17 protein-coding genes are annotated in these 25,391 nt (G+C 65.4%); 13 read left to right on the top strand and 4 right to left on the bottom strand.

Going from position 1 to position 25,391, the window contains the following annotated elements; all coding sequences use genetic code 11:
• Window positions 1-50: 50 nt before the first annotated feature.
• Window positions 51-2,207 carry an acylase gene (locus tag H7692_RS10995; RefSeq protein ID WP_222136886.1) on the bottom strand — a complete coding sequence of 719 codons (2,157 nt, stop codon included), beginning with the start codon at window positions 2,205-2,207 and terminating at the stop codon, window positions 51-53.
• A gap of 158 nt (window positions 2,208-2,365) precedes the next feature.
• Between H7692_RS10995 and H7692_RS10990 the strand changes: the two genes are divergently transcribed.
• The 6 genes from H7692_RS10990 (at window position 2,366) to H7692_RS10965 (ending at window position 7,442) form a co-directional block, all read left to right on the top strand.
• A complete protein-coding gene (locus H7692_RS10990; RefSeq protein ID WP_222136885.1) occupies window positions 2,366-3,937 on the top strand; it encodes a leucyl aminopeptidase in 1,572 nt (523 codons plus the stop codon).
• Between the two features lie 246 nt (window positions 3,938-4,183).
• Window positions 4,184-5,113, top strand: coding sequence for an AraC family transcriptional regulator (locus tag H7692_RS10985; protein ID WP_222136884.1), 930 nt, complete (start codon window positions 4,184-4,186; stop codon window positions 5,111-5,113).
• A gap of 117 nt (window positions 5,114-5,230) precedes the next feature.
• Window positions 5,231-5,785 (top strand): carboxymuconolactone decarboxylase family protein, encoded by a 555-nt coding sequence (locus H7692_RS10980; RefSeq protein ID WP_201928252.1) that lies wholly within the window; start codon window positions 5,231-5,233, stop codon window positions 5,783-5,785.
• Window positions 5,786-5,812: 27 nt separating this feature from the next.
• Window positions 5,813-6,295, top strand: a complete 483-nt coding sequence (locus tag H7692_RS10975; RefSeq protein WP_201928253.1) for a YHS domain-containing (seleno)protein — start codon at window positions 5,813-5,815, stop codon at window positions 6,293-6,295.
• 95 nt (window positions 6,296-6,390) lie between these two features.
• On the top strand, window positions 6,391-6,798 hold the full coding sequence (locus H7692_RS10970; RefSeq protein WP_222136883.1) for an MAPEG family protein: 408 nt from the start codon (window positions 6,391-6,393) through the stop codon (window positions 6,796-6,798).
• A 92-nt stretch (window positions 6,799-6,890) separates the two neighbouring features.
• Complete coding sequence (locus H7692_RS10965; protein ID WP_390881123.1) at window positions 6,891-7,442, top strand: uracil-DNA glycosylase family protein; 552 nt, start codon at window positions 6,891-6,893, stop codon at window positions 7,440-7,442.
• A 14-nt stretch (window positions 7,443-7,456) separates the two neighbouring features.
• On the opposite strand, the gene H7692_RS10960 is transcribed toward H7692_RS10965, so the two are convergent.
• Window positions 7,457-8,380, bottom strand: a complete 924-nt coding sequence (locus H7692_RS10960) for an N-acetylmuramoyl-L-alanine amidase family protein (protein WP_390881112.1) — start codon at window positions 8,378-8,380, stop codon at window positions 7,457-7,459.
• Window positions 8,381-8,964: 584 nt separating this feature from the next.
• Here H7692_RS10960 and H7692_RS10955 point away from each other — a divergent pair.
• From H7692_RS10955 to H7692_RS10925, 7 genes are all read left to right on the top strand, one after another.
• Window positions 8,965-11,553 carry an Rne/Rng family ribonuclease gene (locus tag H7692_RS10955; protein ID WP_201928257.1) on the top strand — a complete coding sequence of 863 codons (2,589 nt, stop codon included), beginning with the start codon at window positions 8,965-8,967 and terminating at the stop codon, window positions 11,551-11,553.
• A gap of 99 nt (window positions 11,554-11,652) precedes the next feature.
• The gene (locus tag H7692_RS10950) at window positions 11,653-13,056 is read left to right on the top strand and encodes a M48 family metalloprotease (RefSeq protein ID WP_201928258.1); all 1,404 of its coding nucleotides are present in this window, start codon (window positions 11,653-11,655) and stop codon (window positions 13,054-13,056) included.
• A gap of 55 nt (window positions 13,057-13,111) precedes the next feature.
• Window positions 13,112-14,698 carry a thioredoxin domain-containing protein gene (locus H7692_RS10945; protein WP_222136880.1) on the top strand — a complete coding sequence of 529 codons (1,587 nt, stop codon included), beginning with the start codon at window positions 13,112-13,114 and terminating at the stop codon, window positions 14,696-14,698.
• A gap of 7 nt (window positions 14,699-14,705) precedes the next feature.
• Window positions 14,706-16,532 (top strand): tetratricopeptide repeat-containing sulfotransferase family protein, encoded by a 1,827-nt coding sequence (locus H7692_RS10940; protein WP_227340169.1) that lies wholly within the window; start codon window positions 14,706-14,708, stop codon window positions 16,530-16,532.
• 148 nt (window positions 16,533-16,680) lie between these two features.
• Window positions 16,681-19,086, top strand: coding sequence for a TonB-dependent receptor (locus H7692_RS10935; RefSeq protein ID WP_227340168.1), 2,406 nt, complete (start codon window positions 16,681-16,683; stop codon window positions 19,084-19,086).
• A gap of 55 nt (window positions 19,087-19,141) precedes the next feature.
• Complete coding sequence (locus H7692_RS10930) at window positions 19,142-20,389, top strand: amino acid permease (RefSeq protein WP_227340167.1); 1,248 nt, start codon at window positions 19,142-19,144, stop codon at window positions 20,387-20,389.
• A 385-nt stretch (window positions 20,390-20,774) separates the two neighbouring features.
• Window positions 20,775-22,616 (top strand): AAA family ATPase, encoded by a 1,842-nt coding sequence (locus H7692_RS10925; protein WP_227340166.1) that lies wholly within the window; start codon window positions 20,775-20,777, stop codon window positions 22,614-22,616.
• Here H7692_RS10925 and H7692_RS10920 read toward each other — a convergent pair.
• Together H7692_RS10920 and H7692_RS10915 are read right to left on the bottom strand one after the other, a co-directional pair.
• Window positions 22,593-24,197, bottom strand: coding sequence for a phytoene desaturase family protein (locus H7692_RS10920; protein ID WP_227340165.1), 1,605 nt, complete (start codon window positions 24,195-24,197; stop codon window positions 22,593-22,595). The genes H7692_RS10925 and H7692_RS10920 overlap by 24 nt on opposite strands.
• On the bottom strand, window positions 24,197-25,360 hold the full coding sequence (locus H7692_RS10915; protein ID WP_227340164.1) for an aromatic ring-hydroxylating oxygenase subunit alpha: 1,164 nt from the start codon (window positions 25,358-25,360) through the stop codon (window positions 24,197-24,199). Before H7692_RS10915 ends, H7692_RS10920 begins: the two co-directional genes overlap by 1 nt.
• Window positions 25,361-25,391 lie beyond the last annotated feature (31 nt).

Here is a 25,391-nt window from a genome sequence, read left to right as displayed (position 1 = left end):
CGGTGCCGAACGGCACTGTATCACCGGTTTAGGACAGTGGCGCGCGGCTTTCAAGGCCGATAGAAACGCGCTCCCGACGCCTTGAGCGCCGCGGGATCGAACAGCACCGGCTTGAGCTTGTGCTGCACGAACAGCGGCGCCTGATCATTATAATGCGGACTGTCGGGGCGCGTCGTCGCGGCGCCGAAGGGCTGGATCGATTCCGAACGCACCGAACCGTCCTTGCTCCACGTAATGAACATGATGAAGCTGTCGCCGTGGCGCACTTTCAACCGTCCGTCGGGCTCGACGTCCCACAAGGTCGAAGCGCGCACGGTATCGTTGCCACCGTCGAGCGGCAGGTCGACACGGTTCGCTCCCTCGCCGTGCCGGAGGCGCAACACCGTGCCGAGTTTGGGATCGAGACCCGAGAAATACTCCTGCAGATGCGCGACCGTGTCGCGGAGAACGGTCAGCGCATCAGGCGCGGCGCGGCGCTGATAGTGGCGGCCGTTCGCTGGGCGAAGCAGCATCAGCGCCAGCGCATCGCCGCGTCCCTTGCCGTCGAGCGTCCAGTCCCATTGCCGCAGTAAGTCCTGCGCCTGCACGAGCGCCGGGTCGCGCTTGACGTCGAGCGCAAGAATGCGGTCGATCCATGCCTTGGCATAGCCGTTCTTCGCATAGGCGGTGTCATATTTGATGGCTTTCAGTCGCGCTTCGTCGATCTGGCCAGATTCCTCGAACAATTCGATCAGCCGCGCGGCGCGGTTGGTCATATCGTCCTCGACGCCGAGCAGCGGCGAAAAGGCGGCGGCGTCGAGTTCGTCGCCCGGCCCCGCTGCGACCCACGGCGTGTTGTTGGCATTGATGACATAGCCCGACCGCGGATTGACGAGCGCGGGCACCCGGTCGAACGGCAAGATCGCTTGCCACAGCGCCTTCGACGTATCGCCGGGAAGCGTCCCGCGCCAATCGAAGCCAGCCGGACGGTCGGGAAACATCGCATTATAGAAAAGGCCGATATTGCCTGCGGCGTCGGCATAGATGAAATTGGTCGCGGGCACGCCCTGCATCGCCATCGCCGCGCGCCATTCGGCAAAGTTCCTCGCCTTGTTGAGCCGGTAATATTGGGTGACCATTTGCGACTGGTCGATCCCGGCATAGCGGACGGCAAAGGCGCCATTGTCGTTCTTGACCACCGGCCCGTGCACCGAACGATAGACGGTGCGCGGCACCGGAATCGTCAGCGGCCCATATTTGACGCGCAGCCAGATGCGTTCCTGTTCCAGATCGCGCCACGCCCCGTCGAAACGGTATTTCGTCCCGCTTTCGTCGAGCACCAGCTTATAAACGTCGATCAGGTCGGGCCGGTTCACCGTATTGGTCCAGCCCAGATATTTATTGTGGCCAAGGAAGGGAAAGGGCGAGCCCGGAAAATTGGCGCCCGCAAAATCCCAGCCCTCTTCCGAATGGACGACAAGCTCGTACCAGGCGACGCCGCCCGTCCACGGCTGGTGCGAATTGGACACGAGCCGCGTCGCGCCATCGGTCGAGCGCGCGGGCGCGACGGCCATCGCGTTCGAACCATTTTCCGACGGGTCGCGGCCGACGGGTGTCAGCGGGCGGGTTTCGGGCGCGCCCGACGCGTCGAGCACGGGGCCGCCTTCGCGTCCTACCGGCCGCCCCTCGGTCAGCGCACCGAGCACCGAATCGAGTCCGAAGAAAAAGGGCGAACGCAGCACAAAACCAGCGACGACATCCTCTCCGGTGACGGGGAACAGCCCCGACAGCCGCACCTCGTCCGGATGCTTGTCGGCGTAACGGTTGAGCCCTGCGGCGTAGGCGGTGAAAAGCTTGCGCACATCGTCGGGCAGCTTCGGCCAGTCGCGCGCCGTGGTTGCGCGCACGCCGAGCAGCGCCCCGACATAGTCGATTCGCGCGCCATCTTCGCCGAGCATCGCGCCCGCGCGGCCGCGCGTCATGGCGAGCACTTCCTGCAGAGTCGAAAAATCATCCTCGGCATGGGCGTAGGCGACGCCGTAAGCGACATCGGCATCGGTCTTGCCAAAGATATGCGGCACGCCGAACTTGTCGCGCGCGATCCGGACTTCGGACGGCTTGAACGCGGGCGCCTGCGGCGGCGCGGCGGTCAGTGGTTCCCACAATGCAAGCGATGCGGCACCGAGCACCAGAAGCAGGATCAAACCCAGAAACGCGCGTCGCACCATGGCCGGACATTCTCCTTCGGCCCCGCTTGGAGCCGCGCCGCTTGTCTGGCGATCATGTCATCCGAAGGCAAGTGTCGACCGTTCGTCGACAGCTATTTGCCCTCCGCGGTAACGTCGTTATCGAGCGCCGACATTTTATTGTTCAGGGGAAATCCGCCATGCGTACCAAAAGCCTGCTCCTTGCCGCCTGCTTCAGCCTCGCGTTCGCGCCCGCGACCGTCGCCCAGACCGTCGCCGGGTCGGGGATCGCGCCCGCGACGGTATCGAACAGCGCCGAGCGCGCGATCGGCTTTGCGGCAAACGCACCCGAAGGTGCCGCGCTCGCCATCCTGACAGCGGACTCTTCCCTGCCGGCACAGGCGAACGCGCTGCTGGACGCTTCGGGGCGCGAAGCGGTCGCCGCGGCCGTTAAAGCCGCCGGCTTCGACGGTAGTGCCGGAACGACGCTGTCGCTCCGCGGCATCGGGACGCGCCCGCGCATCCTGCTCGTCGGCACGGGCGCCTCGCCGACAGTCAACGCCCTCGCCGAAGCGGGCGGCAAGGTGGCACAGGAGATGAAGAGCGAGGCTCACCCCATCGCCATCGTCGGCAGCTTCGACGGCGCACAGGCGGCCGACGTCGGCTTTGGCTTTGCAATCGGCCAGTATCGCTTCGACCGCTACAAGACCGTCGGCCACAAGATCCCCGCGACCGGCGCAGTCACGCTCGTCAGCGCCGACCCCGCTGCAGCGCAGGCCGCGTTCGACGGACGCAGCAAGCCGCTCGCCGACGGCGTCCGTCTGTCACGCGACCTCGCCAACGAACCAGCCAACGTCATCTATCCCGACAGCTTTGTCGCGCGCGTGCGCGAAGCCTTTGCTGGCGTTCCGGGTGTCAGCATCGAGGTGCTCGACGAAGCCGCGATGCGCAAGCTCGGCATGGGCAATATCGTCGGCGTCGGCCAGGGAAGCCCGCGCGGGTCGCGGATGATGCTGGTGCGCTATCGCGGCGCCGGCGCCCCCGCGGCGCCGCTTGCGTTCGTGGGCAAAGGCATAACGTTTGATTCGGGCGGCATTTCGATCAAGCCCGGAGCGAACATGGAAAATATGAAGGGTGATATGTCGGGCGCCGCCTCGGTGATGGGCGCCGCACTCTCGCTCGCCAAGTCGCGCGCGCCGGTTCATATCGTCGCAGTCGCCGCGCTCGCCGAAAATATGCCCGATGGCAATTCGCAGCGTCCGGGAGACGTCGTGCGGTCGATGTCGGGCAAAACGGTCGAAATGATCAACACCGATGCAGAAGGCCGTCTCGTCCTCGCCGATGCCAATGAATATGTCGCGAAAGCCTATGCCCCGCGCGCGATCGTCAACATTGCGACGCTGACGGGATCAATCGTCGGCGCGCTTTCGGATCAATATGCCGGGCTGTTTTCGCGCGACGATGCGCTCGCAGACCGCGTGATCGCCGCCGGAAAGACAAGCGGCGAGGAAGTTTGGCGGATGCCGCTTCACAAAAACTATGCCGAGCGGATGAAGTCCGACATCGCCGACATCCGGAACAGCAGCGGAGACGGTCCCGGCGCAAGCCTCGGCGCGCATTTCGTCGGCTTTTTCGTCGACGAGTCGATGCCGTGGGCGCATCTCGACATCGCCGGCATGAACCGCAGCAGCAAAAGCACGCCGCTCGTCCCCAAGGGAATGACCGGCTTCGGCGTCCGCCTGCTCGACGAGCTCGCGCGCAGCGGCGAATAGGACGCTTCGCGATACGGAGGCAGGGCCATGTCGCCCGCCTCCGTTTCACCCGTTTTGCAAAACGTCCGATAATCGATGCAGCGCGTGCCAGTCCTGGTCGTTGCGGTAGCACGCACCTGCGCGGCTGCTAGAACGAGCAGTAAAGCGCAAATATGCGCCGTTGAAACACAAGGGCGCGCTTGCTAGCCGGATTATCCCGCGATGCGTGGCGTCCGGAGCCGCGCGTGGAGCATAGGATAATCGGCCGTGGACTTGCTCAGCGACATTCTCGATACACTGGCGCTGCGGGGCCAGTTTTACTTCCGCACCTGCTTCAACAGTCCCTGGTCGATTGCAGTCCCCGAATATCCGGATGCGATCCGCTTTCACCATGCCGTCCAGGGCGAATGCTTTGTGCGGGCCGGCGATGGCGCTGCGCTCCATTTGCGGCAGGGCGACCTGATGCTCGTCCCTGCGGGCGCCGCGCATATCATTTCGGACACACCCGACCGCAAACCCGCCGCGCTCGAAAATGTCATGCAGGACACGGGTTATGACGGCGGCGGCGTCTTCATCGTCGGCGAGGGGTGCGAGGACAAGGCGACACAATTGATGTGCGGGCATTTCAGCTTTGCCGAGGGCGGAAACCATCCGCTCCTGCGCTATTTGCCGCCCATCCTGCATCTGTCGGCACGCATGCGCACGAACGCCTTCTGGCTCGACGAGGCGCTCCGGCTGATGGCGCGCCAGATGGCGGCCGATACGCCCGGAACCGATGCCGTCATCCGGCGCATGTCCGAAATCATCTTCATCGAAACGGTGCGCTGCTGCGCGCAGCAGTCGGCCGAGTTGGCGCGGCTGATGGACGCGCTTACCGATCCCAAGATCGCGCGGGCCATCCTCGCTATGCACCGCGACGCCGCGTCGCCGTGGACGGTCGAACGGCTGGCAAGCCAGGCGGCGATGTCGCGCAGCCGCTTTGCCGAGCGCTTTCAGGAACTCGTCGGCACGGGACCCTTAACCTATCTTGCCGAATGGCGGTTGCAGATGGCGCGGTCGCTGCTGCGCGACCAGCGCATCTCCGTTCAGGAGGTCGCTGGGCGAATCGGATATCAGTCTCCGGCCGCCTTCACGCGCGCGTTCAACAATATGTTCGGCGAATCCCCGACGCGTTTTCGTGATCGGATCGCCGCGTAATTTGCAGATCGTCCTATGAGCTTTCCATTATATCCCGATTAATCGCGCGTATATTGCTCTATCGTCCTGCCTGACCCAAGTCTCCGGCGTCCAGAACGCAAATCAAAGGAGACTTTCATGCAACGGATACCCGCCGTACCGCTCGACACGAGCAACGCCGACGCGGCCGCGCTGTTCGCGGCGATCAAAGGACAACTCGGCAGCGTCCCCAATATTTTCCGCACGATGGCACAGTCGCCCGCGACGCTCGAAGCCTATCTCGGCTTTGGCGCCGCGCTCGGCAAAGGCCGCCTCTCGGCCGCAGACCGCGAACTCGTTGCGCTCGCTGCGGCAGGCGCCAACAGCTGCGACTATTGCGCCTCCGCCCACAGCGCGCTCGGCAAGATGGCTGGCCTCGACGAAAGCGACATTGGCGAAGCGCTGGCCGGCACTCTGAGCGACGGTCGCGGCGGCGCACTCGTCGCCTTCACACGCCAGGTCGTCGCTCAGCGCGGCCGCATCGATGCGGAGGCTATCGCCGACATCCGCGCTGCAGGCTTTGACGATGGCGCGATCGTCGAAATCCTCGGTTCGATCGTGGCAAATATTTTCACCAACTATTTCAATCATATCGCGGAAACCGAAATCGATTTCCCGGTGGTGACGACCGACAGCCTCGCCGCCGTCGCCTGATCCCCCTCCATTCGAAAGGATTATGACATGACCAAAACCATCCTCGCGGCGCTGATCGCCGCACAGGCGCTCGTCGCTGCCTCGCCCGCGCTCGCGGTCGAAGAAAATAACGTCTCGAACGGCCTCACCGCTGCGGGCGCGCCGCTTGGCCTCCACGGCGTCGATCCCGTTGCCTTCGTGACGCTCGGCAACCGCATCGAAGGAAGCGCAAAATTCACGGCGGTCCACGACAATGTCGCCTATTATTTCGCGTCGCAGGAAAATCTCGATGCGTTCAAGGCGGCACCAGGGCGCTTCACACCGCAGAACGGCGGCTATTGCACCTTTGGCGTATCGGTCGGCAAGAAATTCGACGGCGATCCCAAATATGCCGCAGTCCAGAACGGCAAGCTCTACGTCTTTCTGAACGAGGATATTCTGAAGGCCTTTCAGAAGGACCCGGCAGGCACGATCGCCAAGGCCGACGCCAATTGGAAACGCATTCGCAGCACCGCCGCGGCCGATCTCTGACGCCGCGTCGAGCCGGCGGCGGCGGTATCTCTCTGTCCCTCTGCGCATTGCCGCCGCCGCCGGCCTTCGACTTCGACAAGTAAAAGGATCAAGCCATGCAACAGGCGTTTCACTATCTGGCGCAGGCAGGCGTGCTCACCGCGCTGATGTGGGTTCCCTATATCCTCTCTCGCATGCATAGCTGGGGAATTCGCGACTTTCTGAACAATTATCCGGACGGCTTTCCGGCCGCCGAGCCAGCGCCGCCGCTTTGGGCGCAGCGCGCAAAGCGCGCGCATCTCAACATGGTCGAAACGCTGCCCGCGTTCATCGCCGTGGTCGTCGCCGCATCCTATCTGGCCGACGATGGAGCAGCCGCCGAAGTCGGACGCTGGGCGATGATATTCTACTACGCGCGCGTCGCGCACTACATCGTCTATTCGCTTGGCATCCCCTATTTGCGGACCCCGGCCTATCTTGTGTCGTGGGCCGCAATCCTGATGATCGGGACGCAATTGGCCTGACAGGCCAATGGCATGATGCTCGCGTCCCGATGGAGGTTCGCATGACCGGCTCCCCCCCTACTCCCGGCCCGGCGGCGGACCTCCTTTCGCGCGTGCGCGCTTGCCGCGCATGCACCGATCTCCCACTCGGGCCGCGTCCGATTCTTCAGTGGAGTCCCAGCGCACGTCTGCTCATCGCCGGGCAAGCACCCGGGCGCGTGACTCACGAGCGCGGACGGCCGTTCGACGACGCGTCGGGCGAGCGATTGCGCGACTGGCTGGGCGTCACGCCCGCGCAATTTTACGACGATACGCGTGTCGCCATCATCCCGATGGGCTTCTGCTTTCCCGGATCGGGGAAGTCGGGCGACGCGCCGCCGCGCCCCGAATGCGCTCCGCTGTGGCGTGATTTGCTTCTCACGCCGCTCACCTCGCTCGAACTGACGATCGTCATCGGACGCTACGCCGCCGACTGGCATTTCGGCGCGCGCCGCGGCTCGTTGACCGATCATGTGCGCGATTGGCGGGTCGAATGGCCGCGCCGTATCCTGCTGCCGCACCCGAGCCCGCGCAACAATGGCTGGCTGGCGCGCAATCAGTGGTTCGAGCGCGACCTGCTGCCGGAACTCCGCGCGCGCGTTGCCGCCCTGATGGGTGCGCGCTAACTGCAAGTTGCGCGTTAGCGGCCAGTGGCGGCAATCCGTTTTGCGAAATGAATCTGCACCGCCTCACGAACCCCGCGCGCGATTTGTCTCCGCCCCTCCGCCGAGGAGAGAAATTTGGCATCGTCTTCGTTCGACAAAAACCCCGTTTCGAACAACACCGAGGGGGTGTCGGGTGCCTTCAGCACGACGAATGACGCAAAACGGTGCGCGGTGGTGCGAAAACGCATATCGTCCGACGCCTCGCGGTGGAGCAACCGCGCAAATTCCGACGCGACAGTCATCGTTTCACGCTGGGTCAGATCGAGCAGGATCGACGACACCGCGCTGTCGTGCGCGCTGAGATCGACGCCGTTGATGATATTCGATCTATTCTCGCGCGACGCCAGCCGCGCCGCCTCACGATCGGACGCGACTTCGGCAAGCGTATAGACCGAGGCCCCGTGCGCTTCCTGGCTTTCGGCGGCATCGGCGTGGAGCGAAATGAACAGATCGGCCTTCATTCGCCGCGCGATGCCATAGCGCTCTTCGAGCACGAGAAAGCGGTCGTCGGACCGCGTCAGCGCGACGCGGACGCGCCCGGTCGCTACCAGCTCGTCGCGAATGGCGCGCGCGAGGGCCAGGGTGACATCCTTTTCACGCTTTCCCGAATGGGGCGACGTCGCCCCCGGATCGTGCCCGCCATGACCGGGATCCAGCACCACCAGCGGCAGCCGCGCATCAGCGGGTCCGGCGATCGCGGGCAGCGGAACGGCGGGCTCGGGCTTGCCGATCGGAACGGTGACGCTGTAACGGCGACCGGGCGGTTTGGCGCGCCAAGCCGCCGATTGGCGAACCGTCGCCGCGCTCCGGCCGACGGCGCGGTCAAGAGATTGCGCGCCGCGGTCCGCACCAAGCGGCGGGTCGGCGATCATCAAAAGCAGGACAAAAGGCAAGCCCATCGCCGCTCTATGCCGTCCCGGACACGGCATGGTCCAGTGCTTATTGCGCGGTTAACCGTCGCCGCACAGGTCGCGTCGTCATGGGTAAAATTGCAACACAGCAAGCACTTCCTATCTTTGTTCGGTGGCGGAGGTTGCCGTCGGCGTCCCCCGATGCTAGCACCTCAGCCACTGATCATGCCGGTCTCGGCAATGTTCGGCCTTTCGAGGGGCACGCCCGATCCTGCACATGGCGGATTCTGGAGGCTCCGGTGCCGGACCTGCGGGAATCGCGTCCATGATCAGTCCACCCGGTCGACCGGGCGGTCGCGCGGCGTCATATCGGACGCTTCCCGGCCTTTCCGGTCACCTCGTAACAGGTTGATGCCGCATGAGGCTTGCCATGCCCTCTTCATTCCGCGACGCGGGCGCCTTTGCCCCCGCCGGTCGTTGGACCGAAGACCGCATGCGCGTCCACGATCGGACGCTGGCCCCGCGCGACAATAACGTCTTTTTCCGTTTGAACCCTATCGACCGCGCCTGCCCGTCAGGGGCCGGCGCGGCCTTTCTTGTTGGCGCGCTGCTGCGCGCCTGGAGTGATATAAATGACCACGCGCATGTTGATCGACGCGCGGCACCGGGAAGAAACCCGGGTCGCCGTCACCAAGGGAAACCGCATCGAGGAGTTTGATTTCGAGTCCGCAGAGCACAAGCAGCTCAAGGGCAATATCTATCTGGCCAAGGTTACCCGCGTCGAACCGTCCTTGCAGGCGGCGTTCGTCGAATATGGCGGCAATCGCCACGGCTTCCTCGCCTTCAGCGAAATCCATCCCGATTATTACCAGATTCCGAAGGAAGATCGCGAGGCTCTGCTCCGCGAAGAGGCCGAGCATGCCGCCGAAGCAGCGATGCGCGCCGAAGAGGATCTCGACGAGCTTGAGGGCGATGTCGCCGAGGTCGAGCGCCCCGACGAGGACGAGAATGGCGACGCCCCCGCTCCCGAAACCGTCGGCGAGGACGGCGACGAGGACAATGGCGACGCCGATGCAAACGGCGACGACGAAGGCGCTGAGGACGGCGCCGAAGAAGGCCGCGACGATCGCGGCGGACGCGGGCGCCGTCGCGGCAAGGGCGGTCGCAAGGGCCGCGGACGCGGACGCCGTGACGAGGAAGACGGCGAGAACCGGATGTCGCTGCGCCGCCGCTACAAGATCCAGGACGTCATCCGCCGCCGTCAGGTGATGCTGGTGCAGGTCGTCAAGGAAGAGCGCGGCAACAAGGGCGCTGCGCTGACGACCTATTTGTCGCTCGCAGGCCGCTATTGCGTGCTGATGCCGAACACGATGCACGGCGGCGGGATCAGCCGCAAGATTTCGAACGGCGCCGATCGCCGCAAGCTGAAAGCGATGATCGACGAGATGGGCCTGCCGCCGACGATGGGCTGCATCGTTCGCACCGCCGGCATGAGCCGCACCAAGACCGAGATCAAGCGCGACTTCGATTACCTTGCCCGCGTGTGGGACGAGATTCGCGAAAAGACGCTCGCGTCCAGCGCGCCGGCGCTCATCCATTCGGACAGCGACCTTGTGAAGCGGGCGATCCGCGACATTTATCACAAGGATATCGAGGAAGTTCTTGTCGAGGGCGACGAGGGCTACAAGGCCGCGAAGCAGTTCATGAAATTGCTGATGCCGAGCCACGCGCGCCGTGTGAAGCAATATTCCGATCCCGTCTCGCTCTACCAGCGCTACGGCGTCGAGGATCAGCTCGCCGGGATGCTCAATCCCGTCGTCCAGCTGAAATCGGGCGGCTATCTGGTGATAAACCCGACCGAGGCGCTGGTGTCGATCGACATCAACTCGGGTCGCTCGACGCGCGAGCATAATATCGAGCAGACCGCGCTCAGCACCAACCTCGAGGCTGCACACGAAATCGCGCGTCAGTTGCGCCTGCGCGACATGGCGGGCCTGATCGTGATCGACTTCATCGACATGGATCACGGCTCGAACGTCCGCAAGGTCGAGCGCGCGATGAAGGAAGCGCTCAAGAACGACCGCGCGCGCATCCAGATCGGCCGCATCTCGGGCTTCGGCCTGATGGAAATGAGCCGCCAGCGGCTGCGCACCGGCGTGCTCGAAGCATCGACGCGCCCCTGCCCGCACTGCGAGGGCACGGGCCTTGTCCGCACGGCGAGCTCGGCAGGACTCAGCGCGCTGCGCCTGATCGAGGAAGAGGCTGCGCGCGGTCGCGGCAGCAAGATCACGCTCCGCGCCAGCCAGGAAGCAACCTTCTATCTGCTCAACGAAAAGCGGCGCGAGTTGCACGAGATCGAAGAGCTGTACGGGGTCAGCGTCGAAATCCTGCCCGATGGCGAAACCGAGGGCGCGCGCATGGCAGTCGAGGTGGGCGGTCCGCCCCCGACGCGCCAGCGCAGCTTCGCTCCGATCGTCGACATCGAGGAGGAAGAAGAGGACGAGATCGTCGACGAGGAGGAATCCGAAGACGAGGACAGCGACGAACCCCGCCGCGAACGCAGCGAAGGCGACGGCGACGGCGATGGCCGCAAGCGTCGCCGCCGCCGTCGCCGCGGGCGCCGCGGACGCCGCGACGAGGAAAATGGCGAGCAGGCCGAGCACGACTCCGGTAGCGACGACGAAGCCGAAGCCGCCGAACCGGCGTCGACCGACGAATCGCCTGCCGAAGACGCGGCCGCCGAGAGCTCAGCGGAAGAGGCCGAGCCCGCCAAGGCCAAGCCGCGCCGCACGCGCGGCGGCCGAGGCCGCAAGAAAGCCGACGCCGCTGAGCCTGCAGCCGAAGCTGACGCCGAAGCGACGACAGAGGCCTCCAGCGAGTCGACGGACGCGGTAACCGAAGAAGCGCCGACCGAAGAAAAGCCCAAGCGCAAGCGAGCGCCGCGCAAGACGAAGGCAAAAACCGAAGCGGCCGCCGAGCCCGATGCGGCCTCCGAAGCCGACGCGCCTGCTGCCGAAACGGCTGAACCCAAGGCCGAAGAGGAAGCCGCCAAGCCCGCGCCCAAAAAACGTGCCAGCCGTAGCCGCAAGGCCGCGGCTGCCGAAGCGGCGCCCGATGCTGCGACCGAAAGCGCACCCGAAATGGCCGACGGGGAAGGCGCGGACGACGCCGGCACCGGCGAACCGCGCCGCGGATGGTGGCAACGCACGTTCGGCAACTGATCGCCCCGACGCGAACCCCTTGCGTCCACGCGCCCCGAACCCCACAAAGCCCCTATGGCTTCAGTTGAGGTTCAGGCGCGCGGCGCAAGACGGGGGGCGATGAAGTCCGTCCCATCGCTTCGCGCGCCGCAATATGGCACCTGGCGCGCCGTCATCCGGGTCCTGCTGACCGTCGCCGCGGTGGTCGCCCTTGCGGCGCGTCCGGCGCTTGCCCAATCGATCCTGCGCGACGCCGAAACCGAGGCGCTGTTCCAGGACATGATGGACCCGCTCGTCGTTGCAGCAGGGCTCCAGCGGGGGCAGGTTCGCGTCCACCTCCTCGGCGATTCGAGCATCAATGCCTTCGTCGCCGGAAGTCAGGACATCTATGTCTTCAGCGGCCTGATCGAGGCGGCCGACAGCGCCGAAGAGGTGCAGGGCGTGCTTGCGCACGAACTCGGGCACATCATGGGCGGCCATGCGATCCGCGTGAACGACGGCGCCAAGACCGCAACGGGCATTTCACTGCTCAGCATGTTGCTGGGAGCGGCAGCAATCGCTGCGGGCGGTGCCGAGGCGGGCATGGGGATCATGATGGCGGGGCAACAGGCCGCGCTCGGAAAGTTCCTCGCCTTTTCGCGCGTGCAGGAATCGACCGCCGATGCCGCCGGGGCGCAATATCTCTCGACCGCCGGAATCAGCGGGCGCGGCAGCCTCGCCTTTTTCAAGAAGCTCCAGAATCTCGAATTTCGCTACGGGATCAGGCAGGACGACGACCAGGTCTATGGTCGCACGCACCCGATGTCGGGCGACCGCATCCAGACGCTGCGCGAAGTCTATGTCGTCGATCCCGCGTGGGAAAAACCCGCCGATCCCGACATCGAGCGCCGCTTCCAGCGTATCAAGGCAAAGCTTTCAGGCTTCACCGCCGAGCCCGAGCGGACGCTCCGCAAATTCCCCGAAAGCAATACGAGCATTCCGGCGCGCTACGCCCGCGCTTATGCCTGGCACAAGAGCGCCTATCCGCAAAAGGCACTGGCAGAGGTCGAGGGGCTGCTCGCCATCGACGCCGAAGATCCCTATTTCCTCGAGCTCGAAGGGCAAGTGCTGCTCGAATCGGGGCGACCCAAGGACGCGATTGCGCCGCTGCGCAAGGCCGTCGCCAATTCGCGCGCGCAGCCGCTCATCGCCGCGACGCTCGGCCATGCACTGATCGCGACCGAAGACCCCGCCAATTTCGCCGAGGCCGAAAAGGTGCTCAAGACCGCGGTCGCGCTCGACAATCAAAATCCCTTTGCCTGGTATCAGCTCGGCATCGTCTATGCGAACAAGGGCGATCAACCGCGCGCGGCGCTCGCTTCGGCGGAGCGCTTCCAGCTGATGGGTGGACAGGCGCCGCTCGCGCTGCGTAATGCCGAAATGGCGATGCAGGGCCTGCCGCAAGGGACACCCGACTGGATTCGCGCTCAGGATATTTCGCTCGTGGCACGCGCCGAGGTGGAACGGACGCGCAAACGGCGCTAGGTTCGGGCACATGCGAAGCGGGGGCCGTCGCGGCGATGGTGCATAAGGGCGACAAGTGACCGACAGGAAAGACGATTATTACCAGCCGTGGCTGCGCGACCCGATGCCGGGCGAAGCGCCGCCGGCAGCCGGACGCGGTGACGAAGGACTTGCCAAGCCCCAGGCAAGCCCGCCGCTCGGCATCGACCTTGCGCGCTATCCGCTCGAACGCGATGCCCCCGACCCTGCACCGCCGCGCGCCGCGCGTCCGCGCGTCGACGCCGGCGCGATCTGGAATCGCGTTCGTCGCGGCGCGCAGGGCTTTGCCGACTGGACAATCGACCTCGGCGCGCGCGCCGACATTCCGGCGCGGGTCGAGGCATTGGAAATTCCCCGGCGCACGCACCTGCTCGCGGCGCGCAGCGGCGCGGCCACCGCAGCAGCAGCGCGCGCCGCGGCGCGCACGGCCGCGACCGCGGCAAGCACGGCGGCGGCCACGACGGCCAAGGGCTGGCGCAAGCTCGACCTTGGCAGCAGGATCACGCAGGCGTCGGCGGCGATGGGCCGCGGTGTGGGGCAGGCGGCGGAAAAGGCACGCACGGGTATCGGCGAGGTCGCGCGTTCGGGCAAGGAAGGTCTGGGCGAGGCGGCGGCGCGGATGCGCCCCGCCCCGCGGAGCGAGCCCGACGGTCCGCCACCATCCGGGCTCGAACAATTGCTCGCGCGCGAAGAAAAGGCCGCAAAGACGGCCGCGACGAAGGCAAGCGCCCCCGACCTGCCGCTGTTCGCGGGCGAGCCCGATCTGCCGCTGGCACCGACGCCGACGCCCCGTGCCAAAGCGGCCGAGGCGTCCGCGGCGCCGTCCATATCGGCATCGGCGCCGGACGATCGCAGCCCGCCGGACCGCCCCCCACCGCGCGGTCGCGAGGGGCACACCACTTTTCCCATGCCGCTCTGGGCATTGGCCGCCGGGACTGTCGCGCTACTTGCCGCGACATTCTGGCTCGGCGGCCGTTTCGGCGGCGGAATGAACAAGGCGGAGGTCGAGGCGGTTGTCGCTGACTATATCCGCGCCAATCCGCAGATCATCCCCGAAGCGCTCGAGGCGCAGCGCGACCGCGAGATAGCGCAGGCGATCGATTCGATCCGTCCCGCGCTCGAAAAACCCTATGCCGGTGCCTGGGCGGGCAATGCCGACGGCGACGTCACGATGGTCGTGTTCACCGACTATGCCTGCGGCTTCTGCCGCGCAAGCGTTCCCGACATCGACCGGCTGCTGCGCGAGGACAAGCGGCTCAAGGTCGTGTTCCGCGAGTTGCCGATCATCGCGCCGCAGAGCCGCGACGCCGCACTGATGGCGCTGGCGGCGGCGCGGCAGGGCAAATATGACGCCTTCCACCATGCGATGTTCGCAGCAAGCTCGCTCGAGCCCGCTGCAATTGCGGCGGCGGCGGAAAAAGCCGGCGTCGTGACCGACGGCAGCGCCGATGCCACCGCGAACGAAGCGCTGTTCCAGCGCGAACTCGACAGCAATCTCGCCATCGCGACGCAGCTCCGGCTCAACGCAACGCCAAGCTGGGTCATCGGCGACGAAATGTTTCAGGGGCAGGTCGGATATGACGCGCTGCGACAGGCGGTCGCAAAGGCGCGGGCCAAGGGCTGAGCGCGGCGTGGCCACCGTCACCCATGACCAGGCGCTCGCCCACGCCCGACAGTTGCTGAACGGCGATCCGGTCGCGGCGTTGGCGCAAGCGCGTGCCATTCTCGACATTGTGCCGACCTCGGCGGCGGCGCACCGGATCGCCGCGCATGCGCTACGCGCGCTGGGGCGCGAGACGGAGGCGCAGGATGCCTCGCTCGCCGCGGTCGGTGCGACGATCCATGACGGGGCCATGGTCGATGCGGCGCTCGCGCTTTCCGAAAACCGGCTTCCCGATGCCGAGACAGCGCTGCGCGCGCGTCTGAAGGAGGACGCGACCGACGTCGCCGCGATCCGCATGCTCGCCGAAGTGGCGGGGCGTATCGGCCGCTATGGCGATGCCGAAAAGCTGCTCGGCCGCGCGCTTGAACTCGCGCCCGGTTTCGGCGCCGCGCGCGCGAATCTGGCGACCGTCTATTACAAGCAGAACCGCTACGTCGACGCTGTCGCGGCGCTCGATGCGGTGATCGGCGACGATCCCGACAATCCCGCGCACGCCAATCTGAAGGCCGCGGCGCTTGGCCGCATCGGCGGTTATGACGAAGCCATTGCGCTGTACGGGCAATTGACCGAGCGCTTCCCCGAACATGCAAAGCTGTGGATGAGCTATGGCCATATGCTCAAGACCGTCGGGCGGCAGGACGACAGCATCGCCGCCTATCGTCGAGCCATTGCGAATGATCCAGGGCTCGGCGAAATCTGGTGGAGCCTCGCCAATCTGAAGACGATCCGCTTCGATCCCGCCGACCGCGCCGCGATGGAAGCCGCGCTTAGCGCAGCCGAACGCGACGCCGAAGACGGCGGCGGAGCGCGCGACGACGACCGGCTGCACCTCCATTTCGCGCTCGGTAAAGCCTATGACGATGCCGAAGAACATGACGCCGCCTTTCGCCACTATGCGGTCGGCAATGCGATCCGCGCGGCACAACTCGACTATCGCGCCGACGAAACGCGCGCGATCGTCGACGCCGCTATCGCCACCTTCACGTCCGGTTTCTTTGCCGAGCGTACCGACTGGGGCGATCCGGCGCCCGACCCTGTCTTCATTCTCGGAATGCCGCGCGCCGGATCGACGCTCGTCGAGCAAATTTTGGCGAGCCATTCGGCAATCGAGGGGACGATGGAGCTTCCCGACATCCCTGCGCTCGCGCTCGGTCTCGGCCGCGCGACGCACGACGAGGGCCGCCGCTGGGTCGAAGCACTCGCCGCCGCGCCGCGCGAAAAAATCGCCGAACTCGGGGCGAATTTCCTTCGGGCCACCGCGGTCCAGCGCAAGACCGGCAAGCCATTCTATATCGACAAGCTTCCGAACAATTGGCTCTACGTCCCGCTCATCCGCCTGATCCTGCCCAATGCGCGCATCATCGACGCGCGGCGACACCCACTCGATTGCTGCTGGTCGAACTTTCGTCAGCATTTCGCCAAGGGGCAGGCGTTCAGCTATCGTCTGTCCGACATGGGCGCCTATTACCGCGACTATGTGCGGCTGATGGCCCATATCGACGCGGTCCAGCCCGGCCGCGTCCATCGCGTGATCCACGAGGAATTGCTCGCCGACCCGGAAGGCGAAGTGCGCGCGCTCCTGTCGTTCCTCGACCAACCGTTCGAGGAGGCGTGCCTGTCCTTTCACGCCAACGCGCGCGCGGTCCGCACCGCCTCGAGCGAGCAGGTGCGCCGCCCGATCAATCGCGACGGCGTTGATCAATGGCGCCCCTATGACGCGTGGCTCGGCCCGCTCAAGGATGCCCTGGGTCCGGTTCTTGCCGCCTACCCCTCCGCGCCCGCGAATTTCGGCTGAATCTGGTCGGTTCGCGCGGCACTTCGTTGCCTTTGGGCAACAGGCGGCGAATTTTTCGACCAATGGTCAGGCGTAGCGACGAACAAAGCTTGCGCTTGCGCTGCGCTGCGTCATTCTTCGTCACATAGATGTCATCTGAGGGGGTCTCATGCGAAACGTCACCAAATTGCTGGCCAAGAGCAGCACGATATTGCTCGGCAGCACGATCCTGTGCACGTCGGGAACCGCGCTGGCGCAGCAGTCGAGCAGCCGCGGCGACGACGACATCGTCGTTACGGCATCGAAGCGCGAAGAAAATCTGCAGGACGTGCCGCTCGCCATCACAGCGATCGGCAACGAGCGGCTCAGCGAACTGCAGGTCAAGGAATTCCAGGACGTCGTCAAATTCCTGCCGTCGGTGACGGTTCAGACGCTCGCTCCGGGATTCAGCCAGGTCTATTTCCGCGGCGTCGCATCGGGCGAGAATGCCAACCACTCGGCGTCGCTGCCGACGGTCGGCACCTATCTCGACGAAATGCCGATCACGACGATTCAGGGCGCGCTCGACATTCACACCTATGACTTGCAGCGCGTTGAGGCGCTCGCCGGGCCGCAGGGCACGCTCTACGGCGCAAGCTCGATGGCGGGGACGATCAAGCTCGTCACCAACAAGCCCGATACCAGCGGTACCTATGGCTCGATCGGCCTCGAACTCAACAGCGTCGCGCGTGGCGACATCGGCGGCGTCGCCGAAGGCTTTATCAACGCTCCACTCGGCGAGCGTGCGGCGCTGCGCCTCGTCGGCTGGTACCGGCGCGATGGCGGCTATATCGACAATATCGCCGGATCGCGCGTCTATCCCTCGCTCGAGGCCGATCAGGGCACGGCGGCGGCAACGCACGACAATGCCGCCTTCGTCGAGAAAAATTACAACGACGTCGACACCTATGGCGCGCGTCTCGCGCTCGGCATCGACCTCGACGACGACTGGACGATCCGTCCGACGATCATGGGACAGGTCCAGGAAGCGCACGGCAGTTTCGCACAGGAACGTTCGACCGCGGTCACGCGCAAGCTCCAGACGGTCCAGTATAATCCCGAGGACAGCAAGGATAAATGGATCCAGGCGGCGCTGACGATCGAGGGCAAGATCGGCAACTGGGACCTGACCGCGACCGGCGGGCATTTGCGGCGCAAGACAACGACCGAGAGCGATTATTCGGACTACGCCTATTTCTATGACGCGCTCTACGGCTATGGCGTCTATTTCTATGACAACAACGACGATCTCGTCAGCCCGAACCAATATATCCAGGGCGTCGATCGCTATAAGCGCAGCTTCGGCGAGATCCGCATCGCCTCACCCGCCGACGCACGCATCCGCTTCATCGGCGGGCTTTTCTGGCAGCGGCAGGCGCACAATATCGAGCAAAATTACATCATCGACGATATTGCCGATTCGATCACCGTCACCGGCACGCCGAGCAACATCTGGCTGACAAAACAGCTGCGTATCGACCGCGACTATGCGGCGTTCGGCGAAATCAGCTTCGACATCACCGACCAGCTGACGCTGACCGGCGGCGGCCGCCTCTATCGGTTCGACAACAGCCTCGTCGGCTTCTTCGGCTATTCGGCCGGTTTCTCGAGCCGCACGGGCGAAGCGGCCTGCTTCGGTCCCGCGCAGGTTCCCGGATCGCCGTGCACCAACCTCGACAAACGGACCAAAGACACCGACTTCATCCACAAACTCAACCTCAACTACAAGATCAACGACGACGCGCTCGTCTATGCGACATGGTCGCGCGGCTTCCGTCCGGGCGGGATCAATCGGCGCGGCACCCTGCCGCCCTATGGCCCCGACACGCTCGACAATTACGAGATCGGGTGGAAGACCAACTTCGGCCCGGTTCGTTTCAACGGCGCGATCTATCAGGAGGATTGGAACGACATCCAATTGTCCTTCCTCGGCGAAAACGGCCTGACCGAAATCCGCAGCGCGGGCATCGCGCGCATCCGCGGTGTCGAGGTCGATATCGGCTATCGTCAGGGCGGCTTCTCGCTCAACCTCGGCGGCAGCTATAATGACGCGACGATCCGGCGGGACTTTTGTGCGATTTCCAACCCGCAGTTCGATTGCACGATCGATCCGCCGGGACAAACAAACGCGCTGCTCGCCCCCGCCGGGACGCGCCTGCCCGTGACCGCCAAGTTCAAGGGCAATGCCGTCGCGCGCTATGAATGGCCGGTCGGGTCGATGGACGCCCATGTCCAGTTCGCCGTGAACCATATCGGCAAGCGGCGTTCGGATCTTCGTACCTTCGAAAATGGCATCGTCGGCAATTTCGATGCCTATACGACCGCCGACGTCAGCGTCGGCATCAAGGGCGAAAGCTGGAGCGGCGAGCTGTTCGCGACCAATTTGTTCAACAGCAACGGCGTGATCAACAGCTCGGTCCAGTGCGGCGAGTCGATCTGCGGCGATCCGTTCGGCGGCAGCAACACCGGCGGCGTCTTTTACGACAATATCATCCGTCCACGCCTGATCGGGATCAAGGTATCGAAGGATTTCTGATCCGCTGACAGCAAATTCGCCGGTCGCGGGGTCCGGGCGCAAGCTCGGCCTCGCGATGGCAATTGCGCTGGTAATGGGCAATATGATCGGGTCGGGCGTGTTCCTGCTCCCGGCCAGTCTGGCCCCTTTTGGCTGGAACGGCGTCGCCGGCTGGGCAATCACCATCGGCGGCGCACTTGCGTTGGCATTCGTCCTCGCACGGCTCACCGTCGCTTTCCCCGACGCTGGCGGGCCGACGGGATTCGTCGAGCGTGCCTTTGGCCGCATTCCCAGTTTCATGATTGGCTGGGCCTATTGGGTTTCGGTATGGACCGCGAACGTCACGCTTGCGGTCGCGTCGGTCAGCTTCCTCAGCATCTTTGTTCCCGCATTGGGCCAGCATCTCGTGCTGTCGACGATTGCGCTGATCTGGCTGGTCACCGCGATCAACTGGCGCGGCGCGCGCGCGGCGGGGCGCTTCCAACTCGCGACGTTGCTGATCAAGCTCGTCCCGCTGGTCGCGGTCATCATTCTGATCCCCGTGGCGTTTGGGCGCGCCGAGCCCGTGGCAGTCACCCCATTTCCCGCCGAGGGCTTATCCTTCGCCGCGGTCAGCGGCTCGGCAATCCTGACGCTGTGGGCGCTGTTGGGGTTCGAATCGGCGAGCGTCGCCGCCGACAAGGTCGACACTCCACGCGTCACCATCCCGCGCGCGACGATGATCGGCACGCTCGCGACGGGCATCCTCTATCTGACCGTCTGTTCGGCGATCGCACTGATGCTTCCTGCGGCCGCGGTCGCCCAGTCCGACGCGCCCTTCTCGCTCTTCGTCGAAACCTATTGGGCGCGCGAACCCGCACTGCTCGTCGCCGCCTTCGCCGCAGTGAGCGCCCTCGGGACGCTCAACGGCTGGACGCTGATTCAGGCCGAGCTTCCCGCAACGCTCGCGCGGCAGGGTTTGCTTCCGGCGTGGTTCGCGCGAACGAACCGCCACGGCACGCCCGCCACGGCGCTGCTCCTCTCGAGCATGATCGCCACCGCCTGCGTCATCCTCAACGCGAATAAATCGACGAGCGAGATGTTCACCTTCATGGCGATCCTCTCGACATCGGTGACGCTCTGGCTCTACCTCGCGTGCGCTGGCGCGGCGCTACGCTTGCGCGTCGCCATCCCCGTCGCGCTGATCGGCCTGACCTATGCGCTATGGACGCTGTGGGGCGCTGGCATCGGAGTGAGCGCGCTGAGCATCGTGCTGATGGCGGCAGGTCTGCCGCTTTACTGGTGGACGCGCCACACCGCTGCGCGCCCGGCCCCTGCCCACTGAGCACTTGCGCATTCAGGTGAAATCGCCTATCCGCCGCGCCCACCACCCGGACTCGGGCTTTTTTGGAGACGCAAAGTGTTGGATCGCCGAATTTATCAGGGCTTGAAACCCTGCGGCATCCGCCCGCTGTCGTAGCGCGTTATTCCTGACGCGGCACGCCACGGGCGCTGCCGCATTTATCAAACCACCATCATCCCCCTTTTCCGACGGTCGCCGCGCGTCCGCCGGTCGCAGGCAGATATTCATGTTGCACGACAGCCATTGGGCGCGCGCACTGGCACGCGCCATCGCCACGGAACATCCGGGTCAAAGCAAAACTGGTCGAGCCTTGCTCGGCTGGGTCCGCGCGCGCGCCACGCCGCTTGGATTTGACAGCCCGAAGATGGTGAACCGCGCGACCTTGCTCGCTGACCCGCCGATCGCGTCCGAAATGCTACCGGCGGCACGCGAGGATCTGAACCTCATCCAGGCCAACCGCCTTGCCGATGCGCTCGCGCTGCCGCCGGAGGAGCGCGCCTTGCTGTTGTTTGTAACGGCGCTCGACCGGGCTCCGCTCTCGCGAAGCCTGGGGCAGCTTGTGGAGAACGAGAAGCTCGACATCGAGACACTCGCGAGCGCCGTAACCGGCATCGCGCCGCACGCGATCCACCGCGCAGAGGTCGTGCGCCTCGACCTGGTGGCGCGATGGGGCGCAAAGGACGGAACGCCGCAACTCGGCCTTCGCTGGGCGTTCGAGCGGTTGCTCGACGCCCGGCCGGGACAACATGCCGACCTGCTGGAGGGGCTGCTCGGCCCCCGCCAACCGGCGCGGCACCAGATCGCCGATTTTCCGGTGCAGAAGCGCGACGCCGAACTGGCAGTCGCCCTGCTCCGCGGCGCGCTCGAATCCGGCGCGCGCGGAATCAATGTCCTGATCCACGGACCGCCCGGCACCGGCAAGACCGAACTCGCGCGGACGATCGCAGCTAGCGCGGGCGCACCGCTTCACGCTGTTGGCGAGGCCGACGACGACGGCGAAGAACCGACACGCGGTGATCGCGTGGCGGCGCTGCGGCTCGCCCTGCGAACGCTGGAGAAGAGGGGAGGCGCCCTGCTGTTGTTCGACGAGATGGAGGATCTGCTCGGCAATGCGCGCATCGACGCCGGCGGGCAAATTCGCGACCGCGCGGGATCGAAGCTGTTCGTGAACAGGTTGCTGGAGGAGAATATCGTCCCGGTGATCTGGACATCGAACGCCATCGGCGAAGCCGACCCGGCGATCCTGCGCCGCATCAGCTTGACGATCCGGATGGATTTCCCGGGCCGGGCGCACAGTCCGGCAATGCTTGAGCGCGTCAGCACCGAAGAGAATGTCGCGGTCGACCCCGCGCTTGGCGTTCTCGCGGCCAACGCTCCGGAAACCGCGTCACTCTTTCGCGTTGCGGTTCGCGCAGCGGCGCTCGCTGGAGAAACGACGAGCGCCCATCGCTTCGCGGGATCGGTGCTGAGCGCAATGCGCGGACAGGAGGTCGACATCGATGCGCCGCGCGCTTTCGACGAACGCTTGCTGGCAGCCGATACCGACTTGCCGCTGCTGTTCGACCGGCTGGCCGGCGGCGAGGAAAGCGACTTTTCGCTCTTGTTGACCGGCCCGCCAGGCACCGGGAAGAGCGAGGCCGTCCATGCCCTTGCTCGGCGTCTCGGGCGCCCGCTGCACGTCAAGCGCGCGTCCGATCTCATGTCGAAATGGATCGGCGAGACCGAGCAGCGGATCGCAGCCGCCTTTGCCAAAGCCAAGCGGCAAGGCGCGATGCTGTTCTTCGACGAGGTCGATTCGCTGCTGGCGGACCGCGGCGGTGCAACGCAGAGCTGGGAAGTGTCGCAAGTCAACGAGCTGTTGACGTGGATGGAGTGCCATCCGCTCCCTTTCGCAGCGGCGACCAACCATTCGGCAAAGCTTGACCCGGCTTCGGCGCGGCGTTTCGTATTCAAGGTCGAAATGCGTCCGCTCGACGCGGCGCGCGCGCGGCTGGCGTTCGGTCATTTCTTTGGCCGCGCCGCGCCCGATACGCTTGACCGGTTGGGCGGGCTTACGCTTGGCGACTTTGCGGTCGTGGCCCGCCAGCGCCGCTTTCTGGGTGACATCGATGACGCAGAGCTGATCGCACGCTTGCGGCAAGAGCGTGCAGCACGCCCATCGATGCCGCAAGCGATCGGCTTCGGTTCACCGCCACTTGGGCGCGAATAGCCCCCGGTCGCGGATGATGACTTGGGCGGCATTATGCCCCGGTCCACCGGTGACGCCGCCGCCGGGGTGCGTGCCCGCGCCGCACATATAGAGGCCCTTGACCGGCCCGCGATAGCCGCCGTGGCCGAGCACGGGGCGCGCCGACCAGAGCTGATCGAGCGTCATATTGCCATGCATGATGTCGCCGCCGACGAGGCCGAACTTGCGTTCCAGCCCCTTCGGGCTGAGGCGGGTCTGCGCGACGATGCTCGCGCGGAAGCCGGGGGCATAGCGTTCGACGGTGTCGATGATCGTGTCGGCCGCGGCTTCCTCCTCATCGTCCCAGTCGCGCCCGTCGGGCAATTCGGGTGCGAATTGCTGACAGAAAAGGCTCGCGACATGGCATCCCTCGGGCGCCAGGCTGTCGTCGATCGTCGAGGGGATCAGCATTTCGACGATCGGCGCTTTCGACCAGCCGTCGCGCTTAGCGTCGAGGAAGGCGCGGTCCATATAGTCGAGCGTCGGCGCGATGATGATCCCTGACTGATGATGTTCGCCGGGTTCGGGAAGGCAGGTGAAACGCGGCAATTCGCTGAGCGCGACATTCATGCGGAAGGTCCCGCTGCCCGCCTTGAATCCCTTCATGCGCCGCGCAAAGTCTGGTGGGAGGTCGGCGGCGTCCATCATCCGCTCATAGAGCAGCTTCGGACCGACATTGGCGACAACGCGCGCGGCGGCGATCTCCTCGCCGCTGGCAAGCTTGACGCCGACAGCCTTGCCGCCGTCGACCAGCACCTTCGCGACCGGGCTTTCGAGGCTGATCTCGACTCCGGCATCGCGGCACACCTTCGCCATGATCTGCGTGATGGCGCCCATCCCGCCGACGCTGTGCCCCCACGCGCCCTTCTTGCCGTTCACCTCGCCGAAGACATGGTGGAGGAGGACATAGGCGCTGCCCGGCGTGTCGGGGCTCGCATAATTGCCGACGACCGCGTCGAAGCCGAAAGCCGCCTTGACCGCCTCGCTCTCGAACCAACTGTCGAGCATGGCGCGCGCCGACTTGGTAAAGAGGTCGAGCACATCGCGTTGTTGCTCGACGCTGAGCCCCGCGAAGCGGCGCCCCTGCCGCACGCCGTCGACCAGCGTGCGCAGCCCCTCGCCGACATTGGGTGGGACGCGGAGCGCGAGGTCGCGAAGCAGTTCGGCGACATTTTCGAGCGCGTCATAATAAGCGGGCAGCGCCTCGGCATCGCGCGCGCTGAACTTGCGGAACTCGGCCTGCGTGCGTTCGAGCCCACCGCCGAGCTTCAGATAGCCGCCATCCTCCTGCGGAAGGAAATTGCTGATCGGCCGCTCGATCACGCGATAGCCGTGATCGGCGAGGCGCATGTCAGCGATGACCTTGGGCTGGAGCAGGCTGACCGTGTAACTCGCGACCGAGTTGCGGAACCCCGGCGCGAACTCCTCGGTCACCGCGGCACCGCCGACGACATCGCGCGCCTCGACGATGCGGACCTTCAGCCCCGCGCGCGCGAGGTAAAAGGCGCAGACGAGGCCGTTGTGGCCGGCGCCGATGATCAGCGCGTCATAAGCTTTGGTCATTATTTGCTCCAACCGGCCGCGGGCGCGTGTTCGTGTCGCGCTTCGGGAATGATGTCGCGCATCCGCGCGCAGAAATGCTTGAGACAGACTTCCTTGTCGCTGAGCGGACCCATCGAAAAGCTTTTCGACGCCATGCCCTGCTGAACGCGGGTGATCAGCGCGGTGTCCTCGGCATTGACCTGGCGGTTGATGCGCCAGTTCAGATAGCGTGCCGCCCTCATCTCGCGGCGTTCATCGGGAAGGACGTATGAAATCTCGCGGATCAGGCAACTCGTCGGACCGGTCGGCAGCCACTGCATGAAGTCGACCTGGTCGGGATAAATGTCGAAGGCGACATTGGGCCAGAGCTTGAAATAGAGCCAGTGGCGCTGCTTGTCGGCGGGGAGATGCGGGACGGACGGCAGCAGGCGCTGGTACATGCGTTCGGACCAGTTCGCCGACGGCCGGTCGATCAGGTCGCCCCACATGCGGTCGACGCGTTCCTCGGCCTCGACACCATAGCTTTTGCCGAACAGGCGCGTGAGGCCGGGGTGCGCGACGGGGATGTGGAGGCCGTCCGAATAATTGTCGCCGACATTCTTCCAGTTGACGTCGCGCGGGCGCAGCGTGACGCGGCCGAGCGCGCCGAGCTCCTCGAAGCGATAGGGCTCGACCATCGCCTCATAGGGCGCCATCATCTGCGCGACCGACGGGCCGCCATCGTCGTCGAGGCGGACGAACCAGAAGCCGCGCCAACTCTCCGCTTCGACCGGAACGAGCCCCGCCTTTCCCTTGTCGAGCGCCGGGTAGCTCGCGCTGTCGGGGACGCCCGACAGGCGGCCGTCGAGTTCGTATGTCCAGGCGTGATAGGGGCAGACCAGCTTTTTCGCGCAGCCCGCGGTGCCGTCGACGAGACGCGAGCCGCGGTGGCGGCAGACGTTGGTGAAGGCGCGCACCGCACCGTCGGTGCCGCGGACGACGATGACGCTTTCGCCGACATAGTCGATGCTGTGCCAGTCTCCGGCGTTGGGGATGTCGCTGTCGTGGCAGACGACCTGCCAGCTCGGGCGGAAGATGCGCTCGACCTCGACCGCGTGGAATTCGGGGTCGCTGTAGGTCCAGGCGGGGAGCGACCAGCCGTCGAGGGGGTCGATGTTGTCGAAAGTGTCGCGTAGCGTTGCCATGGCCGGTTCCTTGTTATACAAACGTATAACA

It is taken from the genome of Sphingopyxis sp. P8 (assembly GCF_020622175.1).
GTDB lineage: Bacteria > Pseudomonadota > Alphaproteobacteria > Sphingomonadales > Sphingomonadaceae > Sphingopyxis > Sphingopyxis jiangsuensis.
This window is presented reverse-complemented; position numbering and strand designations above follow the sequence as displayed.

Excerpts from the sequence above, each read along its gene's own strand:
- H7692_RS10915 (WP_227340164.1), bottom strand. The coding sequence starts at position 25,360 with ATGGCAACGCTACGCGACACTTTCGACAACATCGACCCCCTCGACGGC.
- H7692_RS10980 (WP_201928252.1), top strand. The coding sequence starts at position 5,231 with ATGCAACGGATACCCGCCGTACCGCTCGACACGAGCAACGCCGACGCG.
- H7692_RS10995 (WP_222136886.1), bottom strand. The coding sequence starts at position 2,207 with ATGGTGCGACGCGCGTTTCTGGGTTTGATCCTGCTTCTGGTGCTCGGT.
- H7692_RS10970 (WP_222136883.1), top strand. The coding sequence starts at position 6,391 with ATGCAACAGGCGTTTCACTATCTGGCGCAGGCAGGCGTGCTCACCGCG.
- H7692_RS10930 (WP_227340167.1), top strand. The coding sequence starts at position 19,142 with ATGGCAATTGCGCTGGTAATGGGCAATATGATCGGGTCGGGCGTGTTC.
- H7692_RS10950 (WP_201928258.1), top strand. The coding sequence starts at position 11,653 with ATGAAGTCCGTCCCATCGCTTCGCGCGCCGCAATATGGCACCTGGCGC.
- H7692_RS10990 (WP_222136885.1), top strand. The coding sequence starts at position 2,366 with ATGCGTACCAAAAGCCTGCTCCTTGCCGCCTGCTTCAGCCTCGCGTTC.
- H7692_RS10920 (WP_227340165.1), bottom strand. The coding sequence starts at position 24,197 with ATGACCAAAGCTTATGACGCGCTGATCATCGGCGCCGGCCACAACGGC.
- H7692_RS10960 (WP_390881112.1), bottom strand. The coding sequence starts at position 8,380 with ATGGGCTTGCCTTTTGTCCTGCTTTTGATGATCGCCGACCCGCCGCTT.
- H7692_RS10955 (WP_201928257.1), top strand. The coding sequence starts at position 8,965 with ATGACCACGCGCATGTTGATCGACGCGCGGCACCGGGAAGAAACCCGG.
- H7692_RS10935 (WP_227340168.1), top strand. The coding sequence starts at position 16,681 with ATGCGAAACGTCACCAAATTGCTGGCCAAGAGCAGCACGATATTGCTC.
- H7692_RS10975 (WP_201928253.1), top strand. The coding sequence starts at position 5,813 with ATGACCAAAACCATCCTCGCGGCGCTGATCGCCGCACAGGCGCTCGTC.